Origin of the sequence: Lysinibacillus sp. NPDC056220, from assembly GCF_049315265.1 — a bacterium.
GTDB lineage: Bacteria > Bacillota > Bacilli > Bacillales_A > Planococcaceae > Lysinibacillus > Lysinibacillus pinottii.
This window is the reverse complement of record NZ_JBMOXD010000001.1, coordinates 879,658-903,325: the sequence shown is the minus strand read 5'-3', so window position 1 is coordinate 903,325 and position 23,668 is coordinate 879,658. Positions and strand designations below refer to the sequence as shown.

Below are 23,668 nucleotides of genomic sequence, written 5' to 3'. Positions count from 1 at the left end.
TTTTTTTATAAACAACAAAAAAGCGGCTAACTAAATTCAGTAAGCCACTACAATGATCATTCAACATTTGAAATACTCAAAATTCCAATAAATGAAATTTATGAATGTCCGTGTCCGTTTCGGATATCAATTAATTAGGTTGAGCGTCCATTTTCAGACTACGCCTAGTAAGGGTCAATTTATGCAGAAGACTTTGCTCTCCGATTTCATCATACAACTGTTCTCCATGTCTTTAGCCATGTACATTATATTCACCAATTAAATTTTATAAACATAAGTTTTCTTAATAGGAGTAGCCTAGGCTCTTGAATACTATGAACTATGAAACTGATTCAGATACTAAAATATTATTAAAAAGGTCTTGATTCCACTAAAATGGGGTTTGCTGGATTTGTAACATCTAAAATATCGACCTCTAATGTACTACCCATTACACCTTCGAATTTACCAGTCCCTTGTGCCTTTACTATAACTCCACCAGTACTTGGAAAGTAATTAAATTCTATTCCATTTAAATCATTTTTCTGAGCATTAGTCAGTTCATACCAAAATTGAGCCGTATATTTGCTCCATGTATGATTTTCCCAATAATGACCATTTGGTGCACGATATACAGCAGTCCCTTTTATTGTAGTCATAGGATTGACTCCTTCACCAGTAAACGAAACATCACCCCAAAAATTTAATTGTTTTAAAACAGCGACTGCTTTATATTTTTTACCCGATGGCACTCTTATATTTTGTGAAGGTGCTGTTAATGTTCTTGTCACGCTCTTTGTAGTTGTATTTGTAGTAGAAGAATTAAATTCTGCATTTAATTTTAAACCTTCTACTAATAGAGGAACTTTAAAAAATAGATCACCAGACCCTCCAACTTTAAAACCATTTTGTGTCGCTGTCGATGTTGTTTCTTGTACACTTTCACTGTAACTAATTGTTGTAAGTATCTGTTCTAGAGGAGTTTTTGTATTATCAAGTTGGCCTACTGTTACGTAATTAATCGTTGTTGAATCATAGTTAAGATTATTTAATGTATTACTCGTAATACTAAAGTTTAGCTCTGTCTCAACACTATCTGGGGCTGGATTAAAAATTAGTGGAAGTCCTTTTGAATAGTATTTTGTTCCAGCTATTTCATTAGTATAATAGTATTTTCCGATTTTGTTCAATTCAGATTGAACATCTTTAATACCTACTGCGTTTGCTTGTTCATTAATGCTTATACTAGTTGGAGTATTTTCTGCTAGAACACCTTGTTCTTGAGAAGTACTAATATGATTTGCACTAGCTAAACTTGGGGATGCTAAAGCAAATGTGGTTCCTATAGATGCAATTGCAGCTATAGTTAAAGTTTTTTGCACTAAATAGTTCCTCTTTTTCATAGATATCTTCTCCTTTTCGATTTTTTTCTGCCACACTAAAAATAATAGTTTTCTTCACATAATTGAGCAAATATTCTGTAATTTGAACGAAATCCTTATCTAAAAGCGCAATTTGTTAACGCGTATTTTGGATTCTAATGATATTAAGTACGTAATTCCAACGACATTATACTAATTTATTCATTTTTAAGAGGTCATAAGGTTTTTTAATTGTCACAAAAAGGAGGCACGTACTCATTTACTTGAAGCTGAATTTACAATTTCCATTTTTAGAAGCTATACGAGATGAAAAGGAAGGCGAAGAAACACACCCAGCATTTCTAAAGGGGTTAAAGATATGTGATTACTTCAGTCAATGTTTAACCGAGGAAACTGCCTAGATAGTTTACCAATGGAGTAATGCCCCATTCCTATTAGTGATAGTATTACCATGTACATTACTATTAGGCTTCATTGGTTGAGATAACAATACTAAGATATAGCAAGCTATCTATCATTACAATAAACAGGTGATGAAGTAAATGTTAGTGTTAAAATTTATTTAAACAAAGATAGCTATACGTAAATAATAAGACGGCCTCTAAAGGAAGTTTTGTGTTTATCAAAAGTAGACAATAATTTTCTTAATGAAAGTTAGTTATGTACAAAATTTGATCATCAATTGAAGATCCTTTTGTTTGTAACTAAAACGGTATTCTTTAACCTCAGCTGATGGTGCTTTACTGGTGTCGCTCATCCTTTTTAAGCTATATTCCGTATTCCTGGAATATAGCTTTTTTAATACAGTTCACGTGAATAATCCACCATTTTCTCCAGGCTGTGTAACTTTTTTTAAAAAAACCAGTCTACTTAATACAATAGTTTGCTAGATGACATGCTGATATCAGCCCATAATGTTACTGATCAACTACTAGCCATGTCTCGATATCAATTTGATAGAAAGCAGCTACACCATTGCTTTAAAATTTGCTTCTAGGGAGGGTATATATAAGGATCTAGTCAGGAAGAAAACAGTTTGCAAGAAAATATACTGGCCATTTGGAATATCATTTACTTCATATGAAGCTTTTGAAGGAGAGAGGTTAGAACTCTAGTACTGAATTCTACTTTTTTCGATAAGAATCCCACATTTTGGGGTTTTTTCATGTTAAGATGATAAAGACAATTGAATGTGAAAAAAAGGAGATTAGCATGTTTAAGAAACTAAGGAATACATGTATTGTATCAGCGGTTGCTTTGGCTACAATTTTACCTGGACAAGCATCTGCATCAGCAACTAGTAACAATGGAATTCAGATAAAAAACAATGTTTCAATTACAATTAATGGAGAGACGATTAGTGTCTATGACCCTATTTTAAATAAATCGGATTTCTTATTATTGCCAATGCGTGCTTTATATGAAGCGATTGGTGCGAATGTGGATTGGAATAAAGAAACACAGACAGCGTCAGCTACTCGTAACGGGAAGATTGTGGATTTAAAGATTGATTCGATGATGGCTTTAGTAGATGGACAAGAAGTGGTGATGGATGTTGCACCGTTCATGTATAAGGATCGTACTTATATGCCACTGCGTTTCGTTAGTGAAAATTTTGATGGGAATGTTCAATGGGACCCAGAAACACAATCGGTAGATATTACGATGTCAGATGATCTGCCTGAAACGCCTCAGGAAGACCCTTATATTTTACATATCAATAACAAACGTATCGTGATGAAAGATCCTATTATTATGAAAGATTCAAGATCTTATTTACCAGCTAGCTATATCTATGATTATTTAGATGATTCTGCTGGTGCATGGCTCCCAGACAATTCCTTTGAATTACAAATTGCCGGGATGAGCTTTGTTTTCAAAGATAATAGTAATGAGGTTCTTGTGAATAACGAAACGGTAACTTTAACAGAAAAACCGTTTATTCAAAAAGGAAAAATGTATGTGCCTATTACGTTTCTTGTGAATGCGTTAGGCGGAAATTTACGCTATATCAGTGAAAAAAAAGAAATGTATATTTACGTTTACCGTTATATGTACACAAGTTCATTCCTTGAAAAATCTTATGGTTCTACATCATCGCCAACAGCTGTTCCTTCTGCTCGTTTAGAGGGAGATCGTGATTTATTTATTAGTGATAATCCTGAAACGTTAACGCGTAAGCTTGTGCCAAAGAATAATGCAACGCTTTCACAATATGACGTGAACTCAACGGCAGTGACGAATAAGCATCGTGTCTTTGGGTGGCATTACAATACATTAGGTACAGATGTCAATATTGGGATTACGGTTCAAAATAAGTCTACGACAGAGAGTATTAAAGTTGTAGATTCTAGAGGTATTAACCAAAAGACAGGAAATAGCTGGGTAGGTCATGATATTGGTTTGACCATTGCTGATGCTACATTAAATAACAAGCTGAAAAAATCAGAAAGTAGCGGTATTGTCATTGCACCAGGAGAAACAAAGGTCATTGAAACATACGATCTACACCATGAATATATTATTGGCTTTTTACATGATTTAGATATTCAAGCGGTCAATGGTGGAAAACCAGAGTATACCATTCGCACAGTGCTTACAAAAGATAATAGTGATTTAACAACGATTCAATCGGAGCAGGTTGCCATCGATGAGTATGCAAAGCATCCAAGAGGTGCTTGGCCAAGCGCTACAATTCTAGCAGAACTACCAGCCTATACAGTAGATTCACCAGAAGTAGGCTATAACATTTCGAATGGCCGTACTGACCATTTACAAACAGCTGAAAATTCATTTTCACAAATTAATGGAGCAGTCGGAAATCCAGGTCATTTCGGTATGAACTACAAGGTTTCCATTCCTGTTGTAAATCCAACAGGGACGACCAAAACGATTAAGCTGAAACTTGCTGGTCGTGGAGGCTTATACAGTGGAGCAATTAAGGTGAATGGCAAAGTGCATTTAGTGCCTTCTTTAAGAGTAGGAGAAGAGTATGTTGAATTACCAGATTACGAAATGAAGGGTGCAACAGATACGATTCAATTAGAGTTAATGCATGCTGGTGGTGTCAATCTTCCAGTAGCTATCTATGTGGAAACAAAATAAAGAAGTCCCTGGCACGGTTCATATGACATGATATCGTGCCATACTTTGATTAATTCGGAGTGAAGAAATTGGCAAGAAAATTAGTAACAATTGTTGTAGTCATGTTCGTGCTTATGTTAACAGTTAGCCCCATCAATGGACAAGCAGCTGGTTTTGGAAATAAAGTAAGTGAAGTGAAAACAGAGGTATCACCACAAGTAAATCACGTACAACAAACCTATACGTCAGGTTCTATACGTCAGTTTGTAAATGTTTTAGATGTAAATTTAAATAATACATATACAAAACTAGAAATTGGGATGCCGAATCCTATTAATTCCCTAAAAACAACTTCAGCTATGGCGAAGCAAAACACGTATGATGGCCATCGAGTTGTTGGAGCTGTTAATGCTTCATACTTTTTAGGAAATGGGATGCCTGCGAACTTGTTAGCGGAAAAGAATGAAATTGTCAACTATGGTATTTTGGGAGATACGTATGATAGCCCGACGCAAAAGCCAGTTGCATTTGGCTTATCTAAATCAGGGAAAGCGATTGCAGATTATTATACAACGAATCTATCTTTCCAAGTAAATGGAAAAACATATCCTATTGATCTAATTAATAGTGAACGAGGAACAAATAAAAACGTTTTATATACGCCAGAAAAAAAGACAACTGGTACAAATGCATGGGGCTTAGAACTAGTGGTGTCAGGAGCTAGTCAAGATACAAATACCCTACATTTTGGTGATCAATTCTCAGGGACAGTTTCTCATGTAACAACGTATGGTGCAGAAGGAAACTCAGCAGTACCAGCGGATGGTTTTGTTATTTCTGTACAAAATAAAGAATTAGCCGCTGAATTAAGCAATATTTCAGCAGGTACAAATATCGATGTCAGCTTGTCAATCGATCAAAAATGGATGGATGCTCAATTCATTTTAGCTGCAGGACCAATGCTTGTACGCAATGGTCAAGTGGATATTTCCATGCCAACAAATTCTGGTTTTGCTTCGACACGCAGTCCTCGTACAGCAGTAGCGGTGGATGCTACAGGTACAAAGGTATCACTTATTACAATTGATGGTCGCTTAAGTGGTCATAGTAATGGTGTTAACTTATCAGATTTAGCTTCACATTTAATTTCAATAGGAGCTACTTCAGCTATTAACTTAGATGGTGGCGGTTCTACAGCGATGGTCGCGCGCAATCCAGGAGGGTATTTCGCCAACCTTGTGAACAAACCGTCTGAGGGTAGTGAGCGTCGTGTATCGGCCATTTTACAGGTCGTTAATACAGCACCACCAGGGAACGCAAAATCTATTACGCTAAATAGTGTTGGTCAAGTCATGAAAGGTTCATCTGTAGATATGCAAGTAGCAACTGCCTATGATCAATATTTAAATCCAATGACTATCAACCCAGCGAGTATGAAGTGGTCAGTTGAAGGAAATATCGGTAAGATGGATGGTGCAACCTTTACGGCTACCCAAAAAGGTGAAGGGAAAATTATTGGGGAATATGGAGGTATTCGTACGTCCACAGCTGTATCTGTAATAGACTTAGCAGAAAAACCTATTGTACTAGATAGCTTTGATAATGTGTCTTCTTGGACAACAGAAGTAGCAAAAGCGAATGCTTCGTTAGCAAATTCTAAAGAGTATGCAAGACAGGGAACAGCTAGCATGCAATTAAACTACGATTTTACAGTAGCGGGCTCAGGGACTAAGGCTGCCTATATGGTTGCTAAAAAACCCATTACTATAACAGGTCAGCCGAAAAATATCGGTGTTTGGGTATTTGGCGATGCAGGTAAGCATTGGCTAAGAGGTGTGGTTGTAGATGGATCAGGGACTAAGCACACGATTGATTTCACAAGCCAGGGCGGTTTAGACTGGAATGGCTGGAAATACGTAAAGGCGGATATTCCAAGTAATCTAGCAACACCATTGAAATTCGAACGTTTATATGTTGCTCAACCGACAGCTTCTCTTCAAAAGAAAGGCCAGCTGTATTTTGATCAATTACAGGCTGTCTACAAAGATAATCATGAGGAATTAGTTTATACGGATGTGAACAAAGGGCATTGGGCGTTTTCAGAAATCCAAAGCCTATACAATAAATCACTGATCAAAGGTTACTCTAATGGTACGTTTAAGCCAGAAGCGTCCATTACACGTGCAGAGGCAGCTACAATCATTGCCAGAGCACTGAATCTATCAACAACGAAGGATTCTAGCTTTAAAGATGTAAGTAAAAGTCATTATGCATATAGTGCCATTGCAGCAGTCGAGCAGGCTGGCATTATTAAAGGGCAAGAACCAGGGAAGTTCAACCCAAACGGACAGCTTTCACGTGCAGAGATGGCAGCGATTTTAACAAGAGCCTACAAATTAACAGGTACAAGTAAAGTTAACTTCACAGATGTTAAATCAACGCACTGGGCATACAGTAATATCCAGGCACTTGTGGCGAATGATTTAACAGGAGGTTTCCCAGATAATACATTTAGACCCGATGCACAAATTACTCGTGCTCAATTTGCAAGCTTCTTAAATAGATGCCTATCATTAAAATAATCTTGAAATCCCCCTGTAATAGCTACAGGGGGTATTTTTACAGAAAAAATCCGCCACTCTCTGAAGAGAATGAAGCGGATTTTTCATTTAGAAAACAATGTATTTCACATATTGCTTCCAAGTTAACTCTTTAAACTGCTTCCAGTGTAACTTCTCAATAGGTAAAGTACGGAAGGTATAGGCTTCCATATTGCGCTTCTCATTAGAGAGCATTGGTGTTCCCTCATCGAGATAGTCCGAGAAAATAGCAGATTGAGCCGTATTAAATTGGACATTAATATCTATCAGTTGGATTTTCCCATCCTGATTAATAATATGAAGCTTTTTATTTCCTTTTTTTGTTGTCGCTAACCACGATTTATCGACCTTATAAGAATCAAACGCTTCATTGACAATAATGGAGGCTTTGCCAGTTGATGAAAACGGTACATCCTCTATTGGCGCATCTTGTTGCAGTACTACTTCATAATTTGTTGGCTGCGGTAGGTCTGTTGTTTTGGCTAATTCACTTGCCCAAAAGGTTTCATCATCTGTAGCAATCATTTGCTTATCTAATACGATGCCAGATAATGGGTCTTTGACATGTTTCACTTTAAAATCAACCGTTTGGCCTTCCTGTACTTGTTGCCATTCTTTTTCAGATAAATAAGCATACATGGCTTTTTCATTAGAATAGATTTCGAAGGTTAAAGCACCAGCTTCTTCTTTCACCGCTGCTACTACACCGTCGATAGGACTGATGATGCCTTGACGTGATTCTATTTGTGTGATCTGTGCGTCAATGAGCGCAATTTGACGATTCGTTTCAGCGATATGTCGATTTAACAGGGCAACTGCTGTCGATAGCGAATTTTGTTGAGCAAGCTCTAATTTTAATGTCACAGACAATTTATCATTGATTTGATCGGTATTAATAGAGCTTTTTGGATTCGAATCGTCGTATTCATCTTCAATTTGATCAAGTGCATCTTGTAAATCATTTAATTCTGTTTCATAGGCAGTACGTTCCGATTCAAGCTTTGTAAGCTCCTCGTCTACTTCATCTGTTTTAAAGGTAGCGAGTAAATCATTCATCATCACTTCCTGACCGCGCTTTACATTGACAGCGGATAACTTTGTTGCATCAGCTGTAATGGTATACGTCTCAGCGGGTGCCACAATGGTTTCCTTATTGACACGCTCTGTATTCGTACCGATATATGCTTTCTGAAATTCGTCAATAAAGTAGGATCGTGTCACGGTGCTATCTTCTTTGAAAACAAAATAAGCATTTATACCGATTATGAGCATCGCCAACACAATACCTATACTTGTCCATGGTCTTGTCTTGATAAATGCCATCATCCTAACCCCCTAGCAATCCATTCTTTAATGGGTAGCACACTAATCATGCCCACAAATAAGGCCATAAATAGTTGTAAGCCAATCAATTTGACTACTAACATTTTTCTACTAGCTTCTTCCTCCCATTTCGACAGGAATAAATACTGCACAATAATGATTAAAACGGACGTTACTGTCAGCTGATTGATTGTAAATAACACGAAGTCAGTTTTAATGACCTGTAAGGCAGCGGGTGCCAAAGAAAAGAATGAAAACATCGTTGTATAGCCAACTCCATAAAAAACAGCAAAGAGGATTGCTTTTTCAATGAGTAGAAAGGCAACAACATAAAGCTGGACTCTTTTTATCCAAGTATAAGGAATGTCCGTTAATAGATGTAATAAGTAGGTAACACCGTAATAATGGAAGCAAAAATAAATGATTGCCCATAAAATGGCACCGAGCATGGAAAGTACGCGTGCTACATAGTATTCATTTTGTAAATCCATTGCAAATAAGGACGTTAAATTCTCTGTCCCCATTCCCCAATATTCGCGAGCAGCAAATAATAGGATGAAAAGAATGAACACCGTTAATGCACGTTTTTTATATCCGATGATCTCGCCCTTTTCTACGATGTTTGTAAAGTAGGTAGGATTTTTTAAGCTATGCCAGAACTTATAATGGTAAAACATAAACAGCGTCCTTTCTTCCAAAATAGGATATCAAAGATGTAGTATACACCTTGCAAAGACATTATGACATATGAAAATAGCTGTTTTTTTCCAATAATTTCGTTGAAAAAACGTATTTCGTCATTACATGTCGATGGATGAAAAACATCCTACTATCAATTAAATCTGGGCAGATTCGTGTCACATTATTTCGGACTTACTCGAAAGCACATTTTCAAAAATCTGTGATTTCTGCCAAAGGATTTAATATGATTCGGTAGGCGTTTGAAATCCGAAGAATCCATATAAATCTATTGTATAGTATAATTGAAATAACTTCCTGTTTTTCTAGCTAGTAATTTTGAAAAACTACTTTTGACGCTCGTTATTTTGTAAATATAATAGAATGGCTTGAAAACATGTAATTTACACCGATACTAAAGTAATGATTCATTAATTATGTCTTTGCGTAATTATGTCCAGATTTTTTCGATTTTGCTCGAAAAACCTCGGAGGCTTTTTAATCACATGAAGATTTTGGATAAATGAAAATGAACAGAATCATTTTCTTATACATAAAAAATGAAAGGGTGGTTCGATTGAATCGAAAATTGACAGCAGGTGTTATAACAAGTCTATTATTAGCACCTACAGCTATCGCAAATGCACAGGAAAATGATGCACAATCTCGTGCTACAGTTCAAACGGAGCAAGTTTCCTATGTCAATGCTGTAGCAGCTGCTACAACAAAGGAACAGCTCATTGCCCAATTCGGTAAATTATCAGAGAATTCGACTGCCAATGAGATGGTTATAGCAGATGGTGATATCAAAGTTGTACAAAATTCAAATGATCTTGGATTTGACAACAATGAAAAGGCGCTTATTCAAGCAAAATACGATTATGTAGTAGAGCAACGTCGTCTATTAAATGAGCTACAAGCAATTTGGAAGAAAATTAGTACTATCTCTTATACTAGTAAGACATTTATAGATGATGTGAAAGCTGTAGAAACAGAATATGACAATTTTTTAGGGAATGAAACGACAGACCATTCATATTTATTCGTACAAAAACAATTTGAGGAAGCTGTCGATGCAGCATTTGCTAATAGCGCTAGCAGTATTACTAATACCATTCGAGGAACAGTCTTACAATATGGTTATAAAGAGGCTGATCGCAATAACTATTTTAAGGGCAAAGGAGTAGATATTGCGAAATTAGGAAAATTGGTTTATGATGCAGCAGCAGTAAAAACTACTGCTACAGAACTAGATGCTTTAGTAGTTGTATTAAAGCAAAATCCAACAGATTATCCAGCTATTTCGTCAGCATTAGATAAAGTTACAGCAGCTTATAACTTACTAACGGCCGATCAAAAGAAAGTGGCTGAAGCTTATAATCCAAATAATGATGTGGTAACACCCTTTAAAAAATATAAGGATGCTTTAACTGGTCTATCAGCCATAGATAAAGTTTCATTAAGTATTACGCAATTAATGGCTAAAAAACCAACAGAATTTACTTCAGCGACAAGCTTTATTAGTGCAGTAACTGCTATTGAAAAATCCTACAATGCCTTAGATGAAGCATCACAAAAGTTAGTGGCAAACTATTCTACATTTGAACAATATAAAAAGGCTGCTGATATTTCCAAACGAATTTCAGCACTGCGTGTATCAAATGATCCTGCTTATCGCACAGAAGTAGATTCGATTAAAGGTAGTTATGATCAATTAACAATCGATAAAGAACTTGTAAAAAATACAGCTGATCTACAGGTAGCAATAGCAAATATTGCTTCTGCTGAAAAAATCGAAGGACTTATTGTGGCAATTGCAAATGCCTCAAATAAAGTGGAAGCTATCAAAGATGCTCGTACTGCCTATGATGTGCCGCAAGCAACAAATGGCACAGCTATTAACGCGGCGAATGTCAAAAAAATTGTCAATAACCTTGCAGAGCTGACAAAGTGGGAGAAGGTTTATAATGCGTCTTTAAGTGTGGACAAATTAATTGATGCTATTGATCCTAAAGCTTCTACATTCGAGAGTAAAACATTTGCTGCTCAATCGGCTTTTGATAAATTAGCTGTGGAAGAACAGGCATTTGTGCAAAAGAGTGATCGCTTAAAGCTTTTAATCCAATATGCGACTTTATCGAAACAAGTGAATGCGCTTAAACCGACCATGCAAGATTACAAGAACCAAATTACGGAACTGCAATCTAAAGTGACGTCTTTAAATGCTGGTAATGGTGATGATGCGGCTCCATTGGCAGAAATGAAAAGTAAACTTGAAGAAAAACTATCCAATCTATTAAATGAAGATTTAGTAATAGCAGGTGTGATTGAGCAAATATCAAAACTAAGTCAATCAAATGATATGATTACAGATATTTTAGCAGCCCGAGCTGCCTATGATGGTCTCCCATCTTCAGCAAAAAGCCGTGTAACAAATATTAAGGTATTAACTGATTTAGAGAAATCCTATAAAACGGTTGTGAATGTCATTTCACAATTTGAAAAACTTGATCCATCCTCTAAGAGCTATATCTCAAAAGCTAAATCAGCTTATACAGCATATGCTAAGCTAGATGACAAGAATAAAACCTATGTCAAAAATTATAAGAATTTAAAAGAGCTTGTACCTGTAATAGAGGTTATTGTGCAAATTAATGCATTAAATCCTTCCAGAAAAACGTATAAAGATGATGTGAAGGCAGCAACAGATGCTTACACAGCATTAGCAGATAAAGACCAAGTTATTAATTATCCGGACCTTACAAAAGCACAGAACTATATCAATATGGCAAAGGCATTTGATGAACGTGTTCTTGCATTAGCCAATGAGAATCCAGATACATTTGTCCAAAAGGTAGCAGAGCTAACGACAGCCTATAAAGCATTAGATAAAAATGCGCAGAAGCTTGTGGAGCAGGCAAAAACTTTAAGTAATTATGAAAAGAGCAATAAAGCTGTTATCAAGGTTATTCAACTAATCAATGCGTTGGACCCATCGAGTAAGGATTATACGAAAAAGGTACTTGGCGCTCGGAAGGCTTATAATGCACTTGATGAAGTTTCAAAAAAACATGTGACGAACTATGCGAACCTCACGTCTGTCGAAGATGTGGCTTCATTAATTGGCCTAATCGCTACGTTAAAGCCAACAAGTAAAACATTCTACCAAGATATGAAAACGGCACGTGAGCTTTACGATGCGCTATCTGAGGAGAAGAAGCAAGCCATTATCAACTATGATGCACTGGTAGCCGCTGAAAATGAACAGGGGCTAGCTGAGGGTGTAATTGAGCTAATTAAATTAACAGAAGTGCAAGATGCAGACTATTTAACAAAGCTGATGAATGCACGTGTAGCCTATGATAAGCTGTCATCTAATCAAAAGAAATTAGTGTCGAATATTAAAGATTTAACAACACGTGAAAAAGAGGTTAAACCTATTTTAAGTGTGATGGTACAAATTAATGAACTAGATCCACAATCGAAAAGCTTTGTTAGTAATGTCAACTCTATACGTAAGGCATATGACAAACTAACAAAAGATCAAAAAAAATACATCAACAATATTGATGTACTATTAAAATATGAGCCTGTATCCGATGTAGTGGAATTGATTAGTAAACTAAAATCTTCAAGCAATACATTCCTTCAAGATACAGCAAGAGCCCGTTCACTTTATGATGCACTTCCTGCCGATTTGCAGCAATATGTGACAAATTACTACTTATTGCAAGCGGCTGAATCAAGTATCCTTGGGGCTGGCAATGTAATGCAGATGATTGATGCTTTACCATCTATTGATCCAAAGCAGTATGTCAAACGTATTCAAGAAATACGTGCTGCTTATAATGCTTTACCAAAGGATCAGCAACGAGCTGTGCAAAACTACAGAGTATTACAAGACCAAGAAAAGCTGATTAAGCCCGTTATGAGTATTGTGGAGGATATTGATCGACTTTTAACAGCAAAAGATATGAATAGTCAATATCAAAAGATTTTAAAAGCTTATGATAAGCTGAATGCTGACCAAAGACGATATGTGTATAACGACCAATTATTACTATCCTTAGACAACGTTATAAAAGTCTATAATAACATTGCAAAATTAAATCCTAAGGATAAGTTCTACTTTGGTATGGTTGAAGCCGTACGAAAAGAATACGATAGTTTGAATACGACAGATAAACAGCGTATCTCCAATTATTCGATTCTCTTAGAGGCGGAGAAAAGTATGGCCGATGTCAAGAAGGTCGTTGAAATAATTGCGGGACTTTCTCCAAGCTCACCAACGTATATTGAAGATGTGGCTAATGCCGTGGCTGCTTATCAGGCATTGGATTCTAAAGTACGCGGACAAGTCATCAATGAAGACTTACTTAAACAGGCTGAAAAAGATGTGGCTGCAGTTCTTAAGGTTGTTCAAGCGATTGGAAATATCGATCCAGATAGCTCATCCTTTGAGAAAAAAGTGCTATCAGCTCAAAAAGACTACAGCTCATTGTCGATAGAGCAACAGGGATTAGTATATAATTATCGTATTTTAGAAGAATATCTTAAAATGATTCAATAGTATGAGAAAAAAGGAGTTTTCCCAATGAATATTAAGGGAAAACTCCTTTTATAATGATCAATGATGAATCTATTGATGATTTTCCAAAAAAAGTGAAACTATCTTATTTGAATTTCGTATCATATAGTAGGTATGGTGAATTTTCGTTTCCTGACCTCAGTGATGAAAAAGCGCCGTTTGCTACATATTTGACATGTGGAGGAGGTAGCCCTGTTGAAGAAAATGCTGAGTATTGTTGTACTTTCAATAGCTGCAACCGTAGGAAGTTTAACTAGTTTAAATCAGGTAGAAGCGGCATCTGCCAAAGTTGTAGATGTTTCAAATTCATATTGGGCAAATGCTTCGATACAACATATGCTTTCAAAAAAATATATGACTACATATAGCGATTATACATTTAAGCCAGAGCAGGCTATTACAAGAGCGGAGGCGGCTGCAGCCATTGCTCGTTCTATTCAGACCAATGTAGACATAGCGAATATGACAAATTTTAAGGATGTCCCTGCTAGTCATCCCTATTACAAAGAAATTTGCCAGCTTGTTAAATTGGGGATTATCCAAAAAGGAGAAGCCTTTTATCCTGAGGAGCCTTTAAAGCGAATGCAAGTGGCAAAAATGCTAGCATTAGCATATCAGTTTAAGGTTGATAACAAAAATAGTACCCAATTTGCGGATATTCCTGGCTCTCATTGGGCAAAAAATTATATTGAGTCGCTTGCTGATATAGGCATTATCAGTGGGGTTGAAGCTAAACGTTTTGCACCTGATCAATTAGTGACACGCGCCCAATTTGCTGTGTTCGTTGAACGAAGTATTTATTTTCAGCAAAAAATAAACAAATTGGAAGTGGCCTATGATTATTTGGCAAAGGATTATATCCCAACTGTCAACCTTTCTACAGAGTGGTCTAAAAAGGTGATTGAATTAATTAATGTTGAAAGACAAAAGAAAAAACTAGAACCTGTTGTGTATGATCCAAAATTGACACAAATCGCAATTATTAAAGCGCAGGATATGGTGAACCGCCATTATTTTGAACACGTTTCTCCATATTATGGTGCCCCATGGGATTTAGCGACTTTATTTGATTATGATTACACGAGCTTTGGAGAAAATATCGCGAGAAATATCCAAACGCCAGAGGTTGCGGTAAAGGCATGGATGGCTTCACCGAGTCATCGTGATAACATTTTGAAAGAAAATTATACGAATACAGGTGTTGCAATAGCGCAGGATAGCAAAGAAAATTACTATTGGGTCCAATTGTTTTCTAGTCAATAAGTTGTTATGTAACAAAGGAGCACTAATGTTACAGTAATGTTACGAAGGCTTCGAAATTTAATAAAAAAATCCCTCTTTTAACGCTGGAAATACGACCAAACGTTGGTATTACAGCGTTTTTTTGCTGTCTAAAACCGTTACACAAATGAAAAATAACAAGACCTTCTTTTGTGATAGTCTATTTATAGGCAAAAAAGTATTGAGAGGGGTATAACAAAAGTATGAATAAGAAATGGTTATTACCGATTTTTGCATCTTTCATGTTATTTTCAACAACTCATATAAATACTGCTGAAGCAGCGACAAAAGAAAATGTCACTGAAACAGCTTCTAAATATTTAGGTACTCCATATAAATACGGCGGTACAACAACAAGTGGTTTTGATTGCTCGGGCTTTACATCTAAAGTATTTTCAGACTTAGGTATTCAATTAAACCGTACATCGGGCTCTCAATACCAACAAGGTGATGCAGTAGCAAAGAGCGATTTACAAGTTGGTGACTTAGTATTTTTCAATACAAGTGGTAGTGGTATTTCACATGTGGGTATATACATAGGTGATGGAAAAATGATCCACTCTCAAACTGGTCAAGGTGTTAGCTACTCAAGTGTTAACGACCCATATTATTGGGGTTCTCGTTATGTAGGGGCTAAACGTGTGGCAACATTTGATTCGCAACAGCAAGCTGAAGTAAAAAAAGCTGCAATTGACTTTTCAGTATATGCTTCTCGTGGAGAAGTTGCTGTACAAATTGCAAAAGCTTTAAACTTAGATACTTCTAATACAACTACTAATTTCGTAGATGTAAAACCAACAAATGCAAATGCAGGTGCTATTGCGGCTGTTGAAAGATTAGGTATCTTTGAAGGGGATGAAAATGGTAAGTTCAACCCATCTTCACCAATTACACGTGCACAAATCGCAAAAGTTTTAGTACTAGCTTTCGGTCTTGAAAACCAAGGGGAAACAGTAGCATTTAGTGATGTCTCACAAAATAGCTGGGCTAGTGATTATGTTTCTATCCTGGCGTCTAATGGTGTTACAAATGGCGATGGAGATGGAAGCTTCGGCTCTGATGATTTACTAAAAATCAATCAACTTAAAGTTTTTATTGAAAGAATTCAACAATAAATAAATTCATGAATTTTACATGTTAATTTTGTCATAGATTGCAAGAATTGATCTTTTGAATAGCTTATAATGGAAGAAGGGTTTGCATTTGCAGACTCTTCTATTTTTATGATAACTACGTAGGAGAGGAAGTGATATGGAAAATATATTTTAACAGTTCTATTGTATGATGCATTATTTAGCTAATTTTGTTAAAATGGACACGTTAAGAGAACAAGAAGGGAGGAAATAAGACATTGAACATCAAAAAAATTAGTCTTATCTTGTGCGTCTTATTCATTTCGGCTTCTATGTTTACGATACATAGTGCAAGTGTCAGTGCAGCTACCAACTCAAATATAACATTTGAAGATGTCACTAAAAATCACCCAGCCTATGAAGAAATTAATTATTTAGTAAGTTTGGGTGTAATCCAAGGCTATTTTGTGAATGGTAAAAGAGTTTTTGGCCCAAATAACAATGTAACAAGAGGACAAGCAGCCAAAATGGTTGTCGTTGCCTCTGGAAACAAACCATTAATCGTAAATAAATCAAGCTTTTCAGATGTTACAGTAGGCACTGAAATGTCAGGTTATATAGAACGTGCTGTACAATTAGGTTTCTTCGACAAAAATATAAAAGGTGAATTTCTACCAAACAAAGCCCTAACTCGTGGAGAAATGAGCTATGTCTTAACAAAAGCATTTAATTTAGATACAAGTGAGTATGAGGGAATTGACTCTCCATTTACGGATGTAGGGATTACACACGAATATGTAAAGTACATCAATACGATCTATTATAATGGGATTACAAACGGAACAGGTAAAACATATTTACCAAACAGCACGGTGACACGTTCTCAATTTTCATTATTTGTGGCACGTGCAAAAAGTGAGAAATATCGTTTAGAATTGCCTGTAAAAGGTGTAACTGTACCAGATACATCTCAAGTTATTGGCTTAGTAAAGGTTACTACAGATGGTTTAAACATTCGTAAATCAACGGATAGTAGTTCAACTACGAACATTGTAGGTAAAGTCAATACAGGTGGTAAATTATCAGTATATGCAGTTGAAGGCAATTGGTTAAAAGTATCTTATAAAGGTGCTTATGCTTATATTTTCAAACAGTACGCTGAGTTTTTAGATGCAGATGGTAATGTGCTAGGAGCAGTCGAAAAAGAAGTAACGACAAAAAATGCGGTTAACTTATATGTGAAGCCAACTTCTTCTGCAAAAGTAATTTCAACGATTAAAACAAATGTAAAATTACCAGTGTATAAAACAGTAGGTGGCTACTATTTAACACAAGTGGATGGTTTACCTGGTTATGTTGTAGCCAATAGTACAACAGATGCGGTTGAAGAAGAAAAACCTAATCCAGATCCAGGTACACCACCAGTTATTTCTGGAGATGTACTGGGAAGAGTAACGGTTGCTAACCTAAATGTACGTAGTCAAAGTAATTCAACGTCAGCAGTACTTTTCAAGCTGAATAAAGGAGAGTATGTCCAAGTTAATAGCATTAGTGGTTACTGGGCAGAAATTACTTACAATGGACAAACAGGTTATGTTCATAAATCTTACTTAAAGCTATTAAATCAGTCAGCTAAACCTCTACAAAATCGCGTTATCATCCTAGACCCAGGTCACGGTGGTAAAGATCCAGGGACAGTAAAAGGCTCTGTTTCTGAAAAGAGCATTACATTAAAGGTCAGCACGCAAGTAAAGCAATTACTAGAGAGTGCTGGTGCCAAAGTGTATATGACACGTACTGGTGATACGTATCCATCATTACAAGATCGAGTAGATTTCACGCAAGCAAACTATGGTGAGATTTTTGTTAGTGTCCATGTCAATTCTGCTGCCAATTCGTCAGCACAAGGTACTGAAACATATTATGCTATATCTACAGGAGATATGTATCAGGAAGACATAGATTTAGCTACATTTGTAAATAACCAAATTGTTAACAATTTAAATATGAAAAACCGTGGTGTTAAACAAGAACAGTACTACGTAATTCGTAATATGGTCATTCCGTCTATTCTAGTGGAGCTTGGTTTCTTAACAAACACTGAGGACCATAATAAAATGACCAATGATCAATACGTGAATCTATTTGCAGAATCTATTTATAATGGTATTTTGCAATACTATAAAAAACAATAAGAGTTGAAGATACGATTCCAAAGTTTTACGAGCTTTGGGATCGTTTTTTCTCTTTACTAATAACTACCCAGTTTCCCAAACAATAAACAATTAAAGCTACCTTCCATTGTTGGAGAGGTAGCTTTTTGGGTTTTATTTTACTGTATTAATGAATTGAATATAATCCTTACTAATATAAGCTGGTTCTGAGTGTAATTTATCTGAAATCACTTGATACCAACCATTTGTTCCAGTATCTGTGACAATGACAGGCATATTACTTTTATTAAAGGTGAATAGTGGACTTTGCTGTGTTGATGCATCAGCACGAACATTTAGACCAGCGGTTGTTGTTAGTGCAATTTTATACGGGCTATTAGCATCTTTATAGCCCAATACTTTTTCTGCACGATAATAGTGTCCAGCAATTTTGGCTCCCCAGAAAGGGTCAGAGGCGTATTTGACGTTAAATCCAATCGCTTTAGAGCCAACGACTGAACCATTTGTATAACGTCCGCCAGGCGTAATGTAATTGGGCTGTAGAAACTTTTCGACAAGCTCATTAATGTTTGCGCCAACACTATCAAATTTTTTGTTTAGAGGATTTGTATCATATACATATAAACCAAATAGGTTATTAAAATTTTGAGCATGATCGCTCATTCCGTAGGCACTCTCATGCTGTGCAAGTGCTAAAATAAGCATGGCGTTAATATGAGCATTCGCTTCTATATCTTTTAACACGGAACCTAAACCAATCAGTTTACTTTTCGTTGTAGCATTTTTATAAATAGAAGCACCTGAGCTTTCAACCTCAGCTAGCTTTTGCATAATATATTGATCAATTTCTTCAGCTGTATATTGTGTCGTAGCTCGAGCAGGTAAGAATTGATAGTAATTATAGCCTTCACCTTTTGAAGAGCCGTTCACATTCGTAAAATTAATACCATCCCAGCTAAAGTATTTCTCACCTTGCTTCATAAAGCTAGGGGCCTTGCCGTAGACGTAACTAGATGAGTACTTATTGGATTTATAATCGTATAAGGTATGTTTAATTTCACCATTTTCATTTGTATAATAAGCGCGTCCCTTTACTAAAGCAGAAGGGATTAAGGTAACGTCTGCTTGTTTTAAAGAGCCAACATGTCCAGCTAGACGTACTCTAACGTGAGTCGCATCACTACCTAGATACTCCATTTCTGTATTAGCAGCAATTGCAATTTGATCCTTAATCGTCTCGGAATTTAATGCGACATAATTATTTGTGACAATCATACCCGAAGACATTTTTATAATCTTATTATTTTGAGTAACCACTAAAGAACCGTTTGTCACTGCTTTTTCAGCAGCTTCAAAGCTAGTATAGGATTGCTTGTCTACTAAATTACCATTTGTGATTTCTTTGACAATAAATGCAGCATTCTCATTATTATTGTTACCTGAATTATTGTCGTTACCAGAGTTGCCGTTATTATTAGAATTACCAGTATTACCGTTGCTATCAGTATTCCCATCATTATTTTCAACAGTATCAGCAAGGAGAATTAAGCGAAGTATAAAAGTTGAAGCTTCAGCAATGGTAGCATTGTCTCTAGGTAAGAACATGCCGTTAGAGCTTCCTTTAATAAGTCCCAATTGAGCTCCTATGGCAATGTCCTGACGGAAATCTTTGAAAATAGTAGCATTGTCTTTAAATGTAATAGAGGAAGTCCCTTTTGGGATTTTTAAATAATCAACCGCTCTAATTAACATAACGGCCATATGCTCTCTTGAGATACGTTCTTCAGGCTTAAATGTGCCGTCTGTGTAGCCGGTAATTATTCCAGCAGTAGCAGCAAGCTTGATTTCATTGGCCAATAAATATGTGTCAGAGACATCTGTAAACGTTATAGTATCTTTTGTCTTTAAGTTTAAAGCTTTTGCTATGTATGTGGCGAATTCACCGCGTGTAACAGTATCATTCGGACGATAGCTGCCATTTGCATCTTTCAGCAAGGCTCCTTTGGAAATCAAATAACGCAGACCACTTTCATGCATATGTCCTGATAGCTCATCAGCATAGGCCTTTTGGGGTTGCGAAATGAGTACGCTAACAAGCATCATGAGTAACATTAAAATTGATAGTTTTTTCATAGTTTTACCCTCCTAAACTGTTATCATTTTAACAAAGTTACAGAATCAAGTTAAGGGTCAAATGTTAGAAATATCATAAAATATACCAGATTGTTATAGGAGAAAAGTATCCTTTTGGCTTATATAGAGAACGTAATAGTGGAATCTGAGAGGGAAGTGAATCAAAATTCACATGAGTTTCTTCTATTATATATAGGTTTGAGTGAAACAATAAAAAAAGCCGTACATATTAAACTATGTACGGCTTTTATGCTGGAAAATATTATAGCATTTCAGAAGTTGTTTTTGCTTGCATGTGAAGTTGTAGGTAGTCTGGGCCACCAGCTTTTGAGTCTGTACCTGACATGTTGAAGCCACCAAATGGTTGGTAGCCAACAATCGCACCTGTACAACCACGGTTGAAGTAAAGGTTTCCAACATGGAATTCTTCACGTGCTTTTTCTAAGTTCATGCGGTTTGTCGTAATGACAGCACCTGTTAAACCGTATTCTGTATCGTTCGCAATTTCAATCGCATGATCGAAATCCTTTGCTTTTGCAATCGCTACTACTGGTCCGAAGATTTCTTCTTTCATAATACGTGCAGAAGGCTCTACGTCCGCAAATACAGTTGGTTGTACGAAGTAACCTACTGTATCATCTGCTGTACCACCAGCTACTAGACGACCTTCGCCTTTACCGATTTCGATGTATTCCGTAATTTTATTGAATGCTGCTTGGTCAATAACCGTTGCCATGAAGTTGCTGAAATCTGTTGGATCTCCAACTGTTAATGCGTTTGTTAACTCTTCTACACGGTTCACTACTTGGTCATACACATCTTCTACGATAACAGCACGAGAACATGCTGAACATTTTTGACCTGAGAAACCAAATGCTGATTTCACGATCGATTGTGCAGCTAATTCAAGATCTGCTTCTTTATCGACAACGATTGTATCTTTACCGCCCATTTCAGCGATAACGCGTTTGATCCAAATTTGACCATCATTTAGGACAGATGCTCGTTGGTTAATACGTAAACCAACATCACGTGAACCTGTGAAGCTGATGAAACGAGTTTTTGGGTGATCCACTAAGTAGTCGCCCACTTCTGCACCAGAACCTGGTACAAAGTTAACAGCTCCTGCTGGAAGACCTGCTTCTTCTAATACTTCGATAAATTTATATGCCACTACTGGTGTTGTAGAAGCTGGTTTTAGTAATACTGTGTTACCTGTTACTAAAGCAGCCACTGTTGTACCAGCCATAATCGCAAATGGGAAGTTCCAAGGAGAGATGACGATACCGATTCCTAGTGGAATATAGTCATAGCGGTTGTATTCACCTGGACGGCTTTCTACTGGTTGACCGTTTTTAATACGTAGCATTTGGCGACCATAGTATTCTAAGAAGTCGATTGCTTCTGCTGTATCTGCATCTGCCTCAGCCCATGGTTTCCCAGCTTCTTTTGTTAATAATGCTGAGAATTCATGTTTACGACGACGAATAATAGCTGCTGCTTTGAAAAGAACGTCTGCACGAATAGCTGGATCTACCTTTTTCCAAGTTTTGAATGTTTCATCTGCTGCTTGCATCGCTTTTTCAGCTAAATCTTTGCTTGCTTTTGACACACGGCCGATAACTTCTGTTTTCTTTGCAGGATTGTACGAAACAATTTTATCTTCCGTTGTAATACGCTCACCACCGATAATAAGTGGGTAGTCTTGCCCTAAGTAACCTTCAACTTTATTTAAAGCCTCTACATAAGCATTGTAGTTTGCCTCTTGTGAAAAATCTGTGAATGGTTCGTGTTTGTATGGAATCATATCTGTTTCCTCCCCTGGATAAAGGGTGCAAAATGATTATGCACCTTTAAAGATTTTGTTAATTATATAATGCAATATAATTTGGCATTAATCAACTAATTTTAAAACTTTTTTAATTATTGCATCTGTTTTTCGTATTGGTGTTAGAATAAGCATAATGGAATACAGGAGGACAAGATGGATAATAATGTATTACTAAGCATTTATAAATACGTCATTGAAAAAGGTGATATGGGAATCTGCGTTGTGGATACAGAAGGCAAATTGCTCATTTACAATAAAAAAATGCGAGAACTAGAAGGCGTGAATGAAGACGAGTATGAGGAGAGGCGAGCAATAGAAATCATTGATTTCGAAATCGAAAAAAGCGATATCTTTAAAGTTCTAAGTTCTGAAACGCCAGTTCTACATGTGAAAAAAACGTATTGGAATAAAAAAAATCAAGAAGTGACCTACATAAGCAATATTTATCCGTTGCACTATGAGGGTGTTTTAGTAGGGGCTGTAGAGTTTGCTCGGGATATTACGCAGCTTGAATATATGATGTATCAGCCATTAAGAAGATACGGTGCACCGCTAACATTTGATATTATTACGGCTGTCTCCGAAGTTATGAAGGGTGTCATTGAAAAGGCAAAAATTGTCGCCTTGAGCAGAATGCCTGTTGTGCTAATAGGGGAGTCAGGTACTGGAATTGATATGATTGCTGAGGGGATTCATCATGATCTAAACGTGCAAAATGATATGTTTATCGCATTAATTTGCCGGCGAGATGAGCAAACAGTGTTGAATCAATTTGAAAAATACATTGTTGAAAAAGAGAGAATTACTTTTTTTGCTGAACGCATCGAATATTTATCACTCGAGGCACAAGAAAAGATTGTCGAGCTATTCAACGATCATCCAAATCATCAGCATGTTTTAATTGCTAGTGTTGGCAAAGACCCAATAGATTTGATTCAAAAACAGGAGCTTTCTAAAAAACTGTACCGCTTATTTTCTGGAATCACAATTTATGTACCACCTTTGCGTGAAAGAAAAGAAGATATGATGCCATTTATTGATGATTACTTCAAAAGGCATCGTGATAGCTTTGGCTCAACGATTCAAGGACTTTCGGAAGAAGTTCAAGAGATATTTTTGAAATATGATTGGCCAGGTAATTTAAAGGAATTAGAAGTATTGCTGGATGAAATTACCTCTCTGATTACCAATGAAACGGTCGTAGAATCCCATATGCTACCTGTTCATTTTAAATGGAAAATCCAAAGTACATGTGAGGAAACAGAAAATGAAGTATCAACAAGTGATTTGTTTGTCATTAAAAATCAGCAAGACATTCGACCATTAGATGTCTACATGAAAGAGGTGGAGGAATATTATATTTCCAAGGCTTTAGACTTTCATCAAGGTAATATCTCCAAAACCGCGGCTGCATTGGGAATTCGACGACAAAGTTTACAATATCGCGTAAAAAACTATAAGCTCAATAAAAAAAGCGAAAACATGGATTAACAATGTTTTCGCTTTTTTTGATAGCTTGTTTAGAATGACGGATAAAGCAGT

At 36.4% G+C, this 23,668-nt stretch carries 12 protein-coding genes; 7 read left to right on the top strand and 5 right to left on the bottom strand.

Annotated elements, in window-relative coordinates:
* Nucleotides 1–350 precede the first annotated feature (350 nt).
* Nucleotides 351–1,382 carry an ETX/MTX2 family pore-forming toxin gene (locus tag ACOZBY_RS04265; protein WP_051563179.1) on the bottom strand — a complete coding sequence of 344 codons (1,032 nt, stop codon included), beginning with the start codon at nt 1,380–1,382 and terminating at the stop codon, nt 351–353.
* Between the two features lie 1,191 nt (nt 1,383–2,573).
* Here ACOZBY_RS04265 and ACOZBY_RS04260 point away from each other — a divergent pair.
* Together ACOZBY_RS04260 and ACOZBY_RS04255 are read left to right on the top strand one after the other, a co-directional pair.
* The gene (locus ACOZBY_RS04260; protein WP_036160808.1) at nt 2,574–4,466 is read left to right on the top strand and encodes a stalk domain-containing protein; all 1,893 of its coding nucleotides are present in this window, start codon (nt 2,574–2,576) and stop codon (nt 4,464–4,466) included.
* 68 nt (nt 4,467–4,534) lie between these two features.
* The gene (locus ACOZBY_RS04255; protein WP_031417539.1) at nt 4,535–7,027 is read left to right on the top strand and encodes an S-layer homology domain-containing protein; all 2,493 of its coding nucleotides are present in this window, start codon (nt 4,535–4,537) and stop codon (nt 7,025–7,027) included.
* Between the two features lie 87 nt (nt 7,028–7,114).
* On the opposite strand, the gene ACOZBY_RS04250 is transcribed toward ACOZBY_RS04255, so the two are convergent.
* Both ACOZBY_RS04250 and ACOZBY_RS04245 read right to left on the bottom strand, forming a co-directional pair.
* Nucleotides 7,115–8,371, bottom strand: a complete 1,257-nt coding sequence (locus tag ACOZBY_RS04250) for an HlyD family secretion protein (protein ID WP_422761563.1) — start codon at nt 8,369–8,371, stop codon at nt 7,115–7,117.
* On the bottom strand, nt 8,368–9,045 hold the full coding sequence (locus ACOZBY_RS04245; RefSeq protein WP_012292868.1) for a hypothetical protein: 678 nt from the start codon (nt 9,043–9,045) through the stop codon (nt 8,368–8,370). The genes ACOZBY_RS04250 and ACOZBY_RS04245 overlap by 4 nt, the downstream gene beginning before the upstream one ends.
* A gap of 569 nt (nt 9,046–9,614) precedes the next feature.
* Here ACOZBY_RS04245 and ACOZBY_RS04240 point away from each other — a divergent pair.
* The 4 genes from ACOZBY_RS04240 to ACOZBY_RS04225 all read left to right on the top strand — a co-directional run bounded on the left by ACOZBY_RS04240 (nt 9,615) and on the right by ACOZBY_RS04225 (nt 18,183).
* The gene (locus ACOZBY_RS04240) at nt 9,615–13,616 is read left to right on the top strand and encodes a cell wall-binding protein (protein ID WP_422761657.1); all 4,002 of its coding nucleotides are present in this window, start codon (nt 9,615–9,617) and stop codon (nt 13,614–13,616) included.
* 222 nt (nt 13,617–13,838) lie between these two features.
* Nucleotides 13,839–14,897 carry an S-layer homology domain-containing protein gene (locus tag ACOZBY_RS04235; protein WP_230584337.1) on the top strand — a complete coding sequence of 353 codons (1,059 nt, stop codon included), beginning with the start codon at nt 13,839–13,841 and terminating at the stop codon, nt 14,895–14,897.
* 221 nt (nt 14,898–15,118) lie between these two features.
* Nucleotides 15,119–16,030: a C40 family peptidase gene (locus ACOZBY_RS04230; RefSeq protein WP_012292871.1), complete on the top strand. Its 912-nt coding sequence runs from the start codon at nt 15,119–15,121 to the stop codon at nt 16,028–16,030.
* Between the two features lie 236 nt (nt 16,031–16,266).
* On the top strand, nt 16,267–18,183 hold the full coding sequence (locus tag ACOZBY_RS04225; protein WP_031417531.1) for an N-acetylmuramoyl-L-alanine amidase: 1,917 nt from the start codon (nt 16,267–16,269) through the stop codon (nt 18,181–18,183).
* Between the two features lie 132 nt (nt 18,184–18,315).
* On the opposite strand, the gene ACOZBY_RS04220 is transcribed toward ACOZBY_RS04225, so the two are convergent.
* The gene (locus ACOZBY_RS04220; RefSeq protein ID WP_422761560.1) at nt 18,316–20,295 is read right to left on the bottom strand and encodes an S-layer homology domain-containing protein; all 1,980 of its coding nucleotides are present in this window, start codon (nt 20,293–20,295) and stop codon (nt 18,316–18,318) included.
* 262 nt (nt 20,296–20,557) lie between these two features.
* Nucleotides 20,558–22,102: an L-glutamate gamma-semialdehyde dehydrogenase gene (gene pruA / locus ACOZBY_RS04215; protein WP_061504551.1), complete on the bottom strand. Its 1,545-nt coding sequence runs from the start codon at nt 22,100–22,102 to the stop codon at nt 20,558–20,560.
* Nucleotides 22,103–22,279: 177 nt separating this feature from the next.
* Here pruA and ACOZBY_RS04210 point away from each other — a divergent pair, with 177 nt between their 5' ends.
* Nucleotides 22,280–23,617: a helix-turn-helix domain-containing protein gene (locus ACOZBY_RS04210; protein ID WP_012292877.1), complete on the top strand. Its 1,338-nt coding sequence runs from the start codon at nt 22,280–22,282 to the stop codon at nt 23,615–23,617.
* Nucleotides 23,618–23,668 lie beyond the last annotated feature (51 nt).

Bases quoted from the DNA above. Each gene is read 5' to 3' on its own strand.
- ACOZBY_RS04235 (WP_230584337.1), top strand. From the start codon at position 13,839: ATGCTGAGTATTGTTGTACTTTCAATAGCTGCAACCGTAGGAAGTTTA.
- ACOZBY_RS04230 (WP_012292871.1), top strand. From the start codon at position 15,119: ATGAATAAGAAATGGTTATTACCGATTTTTGCATCTTTCATGTTATTT.
- pruA (WP_061504551.1), bottom strand. From the start codon at position 22,102: ATGATTCCATACAAACACGAACCATTCACAGATTTTTCACAAGAGGCA.
- ACOZBY_RS04245 (WP_012292868.1), bottom strand. From the start codon at position 9,045: ATGTTTTACCATTATAAGTTCTGGCATAGCTTAAAAAATCCTACCTAC.
- ACOZBY_RS04250 (WP_422761563.1), bottom strand. From the start codon at position 8,371: ATGATGGCATTTATCAAGACAAGACCATGGACAAGTATAGGTATTGTG.
- ACOZBY_RS04260 (WP_036160808.1), top strand. From the start codon at position 2,574: ATGTTTAAGAAACTAAGGAATACATGTATTGTATCAGCGGTTGCTTTG.
- ACOZBY_RS04265 (WP_051563179.1), bottom strand. From the start codon at position 1,382: ATGAAAAAGAGGAACTATTTAGTGCAAAAAACTTTAACTATAGCTGCA.
- ACOZBY_RS04210 (WP_012292877.1), top strand. From the start codon at position 22,280: ATGGATAATAATGTATTACTAAGCATTTATAAATACGTCATTGAAAAA.
- ACOZBY_RS04220 (WP_422761560.1), bottom strand. From the start codon at position 20,295: ATGAAAAAACTATCAATTTTAATGTTACTCATGATGCTTGTTAGCGTA.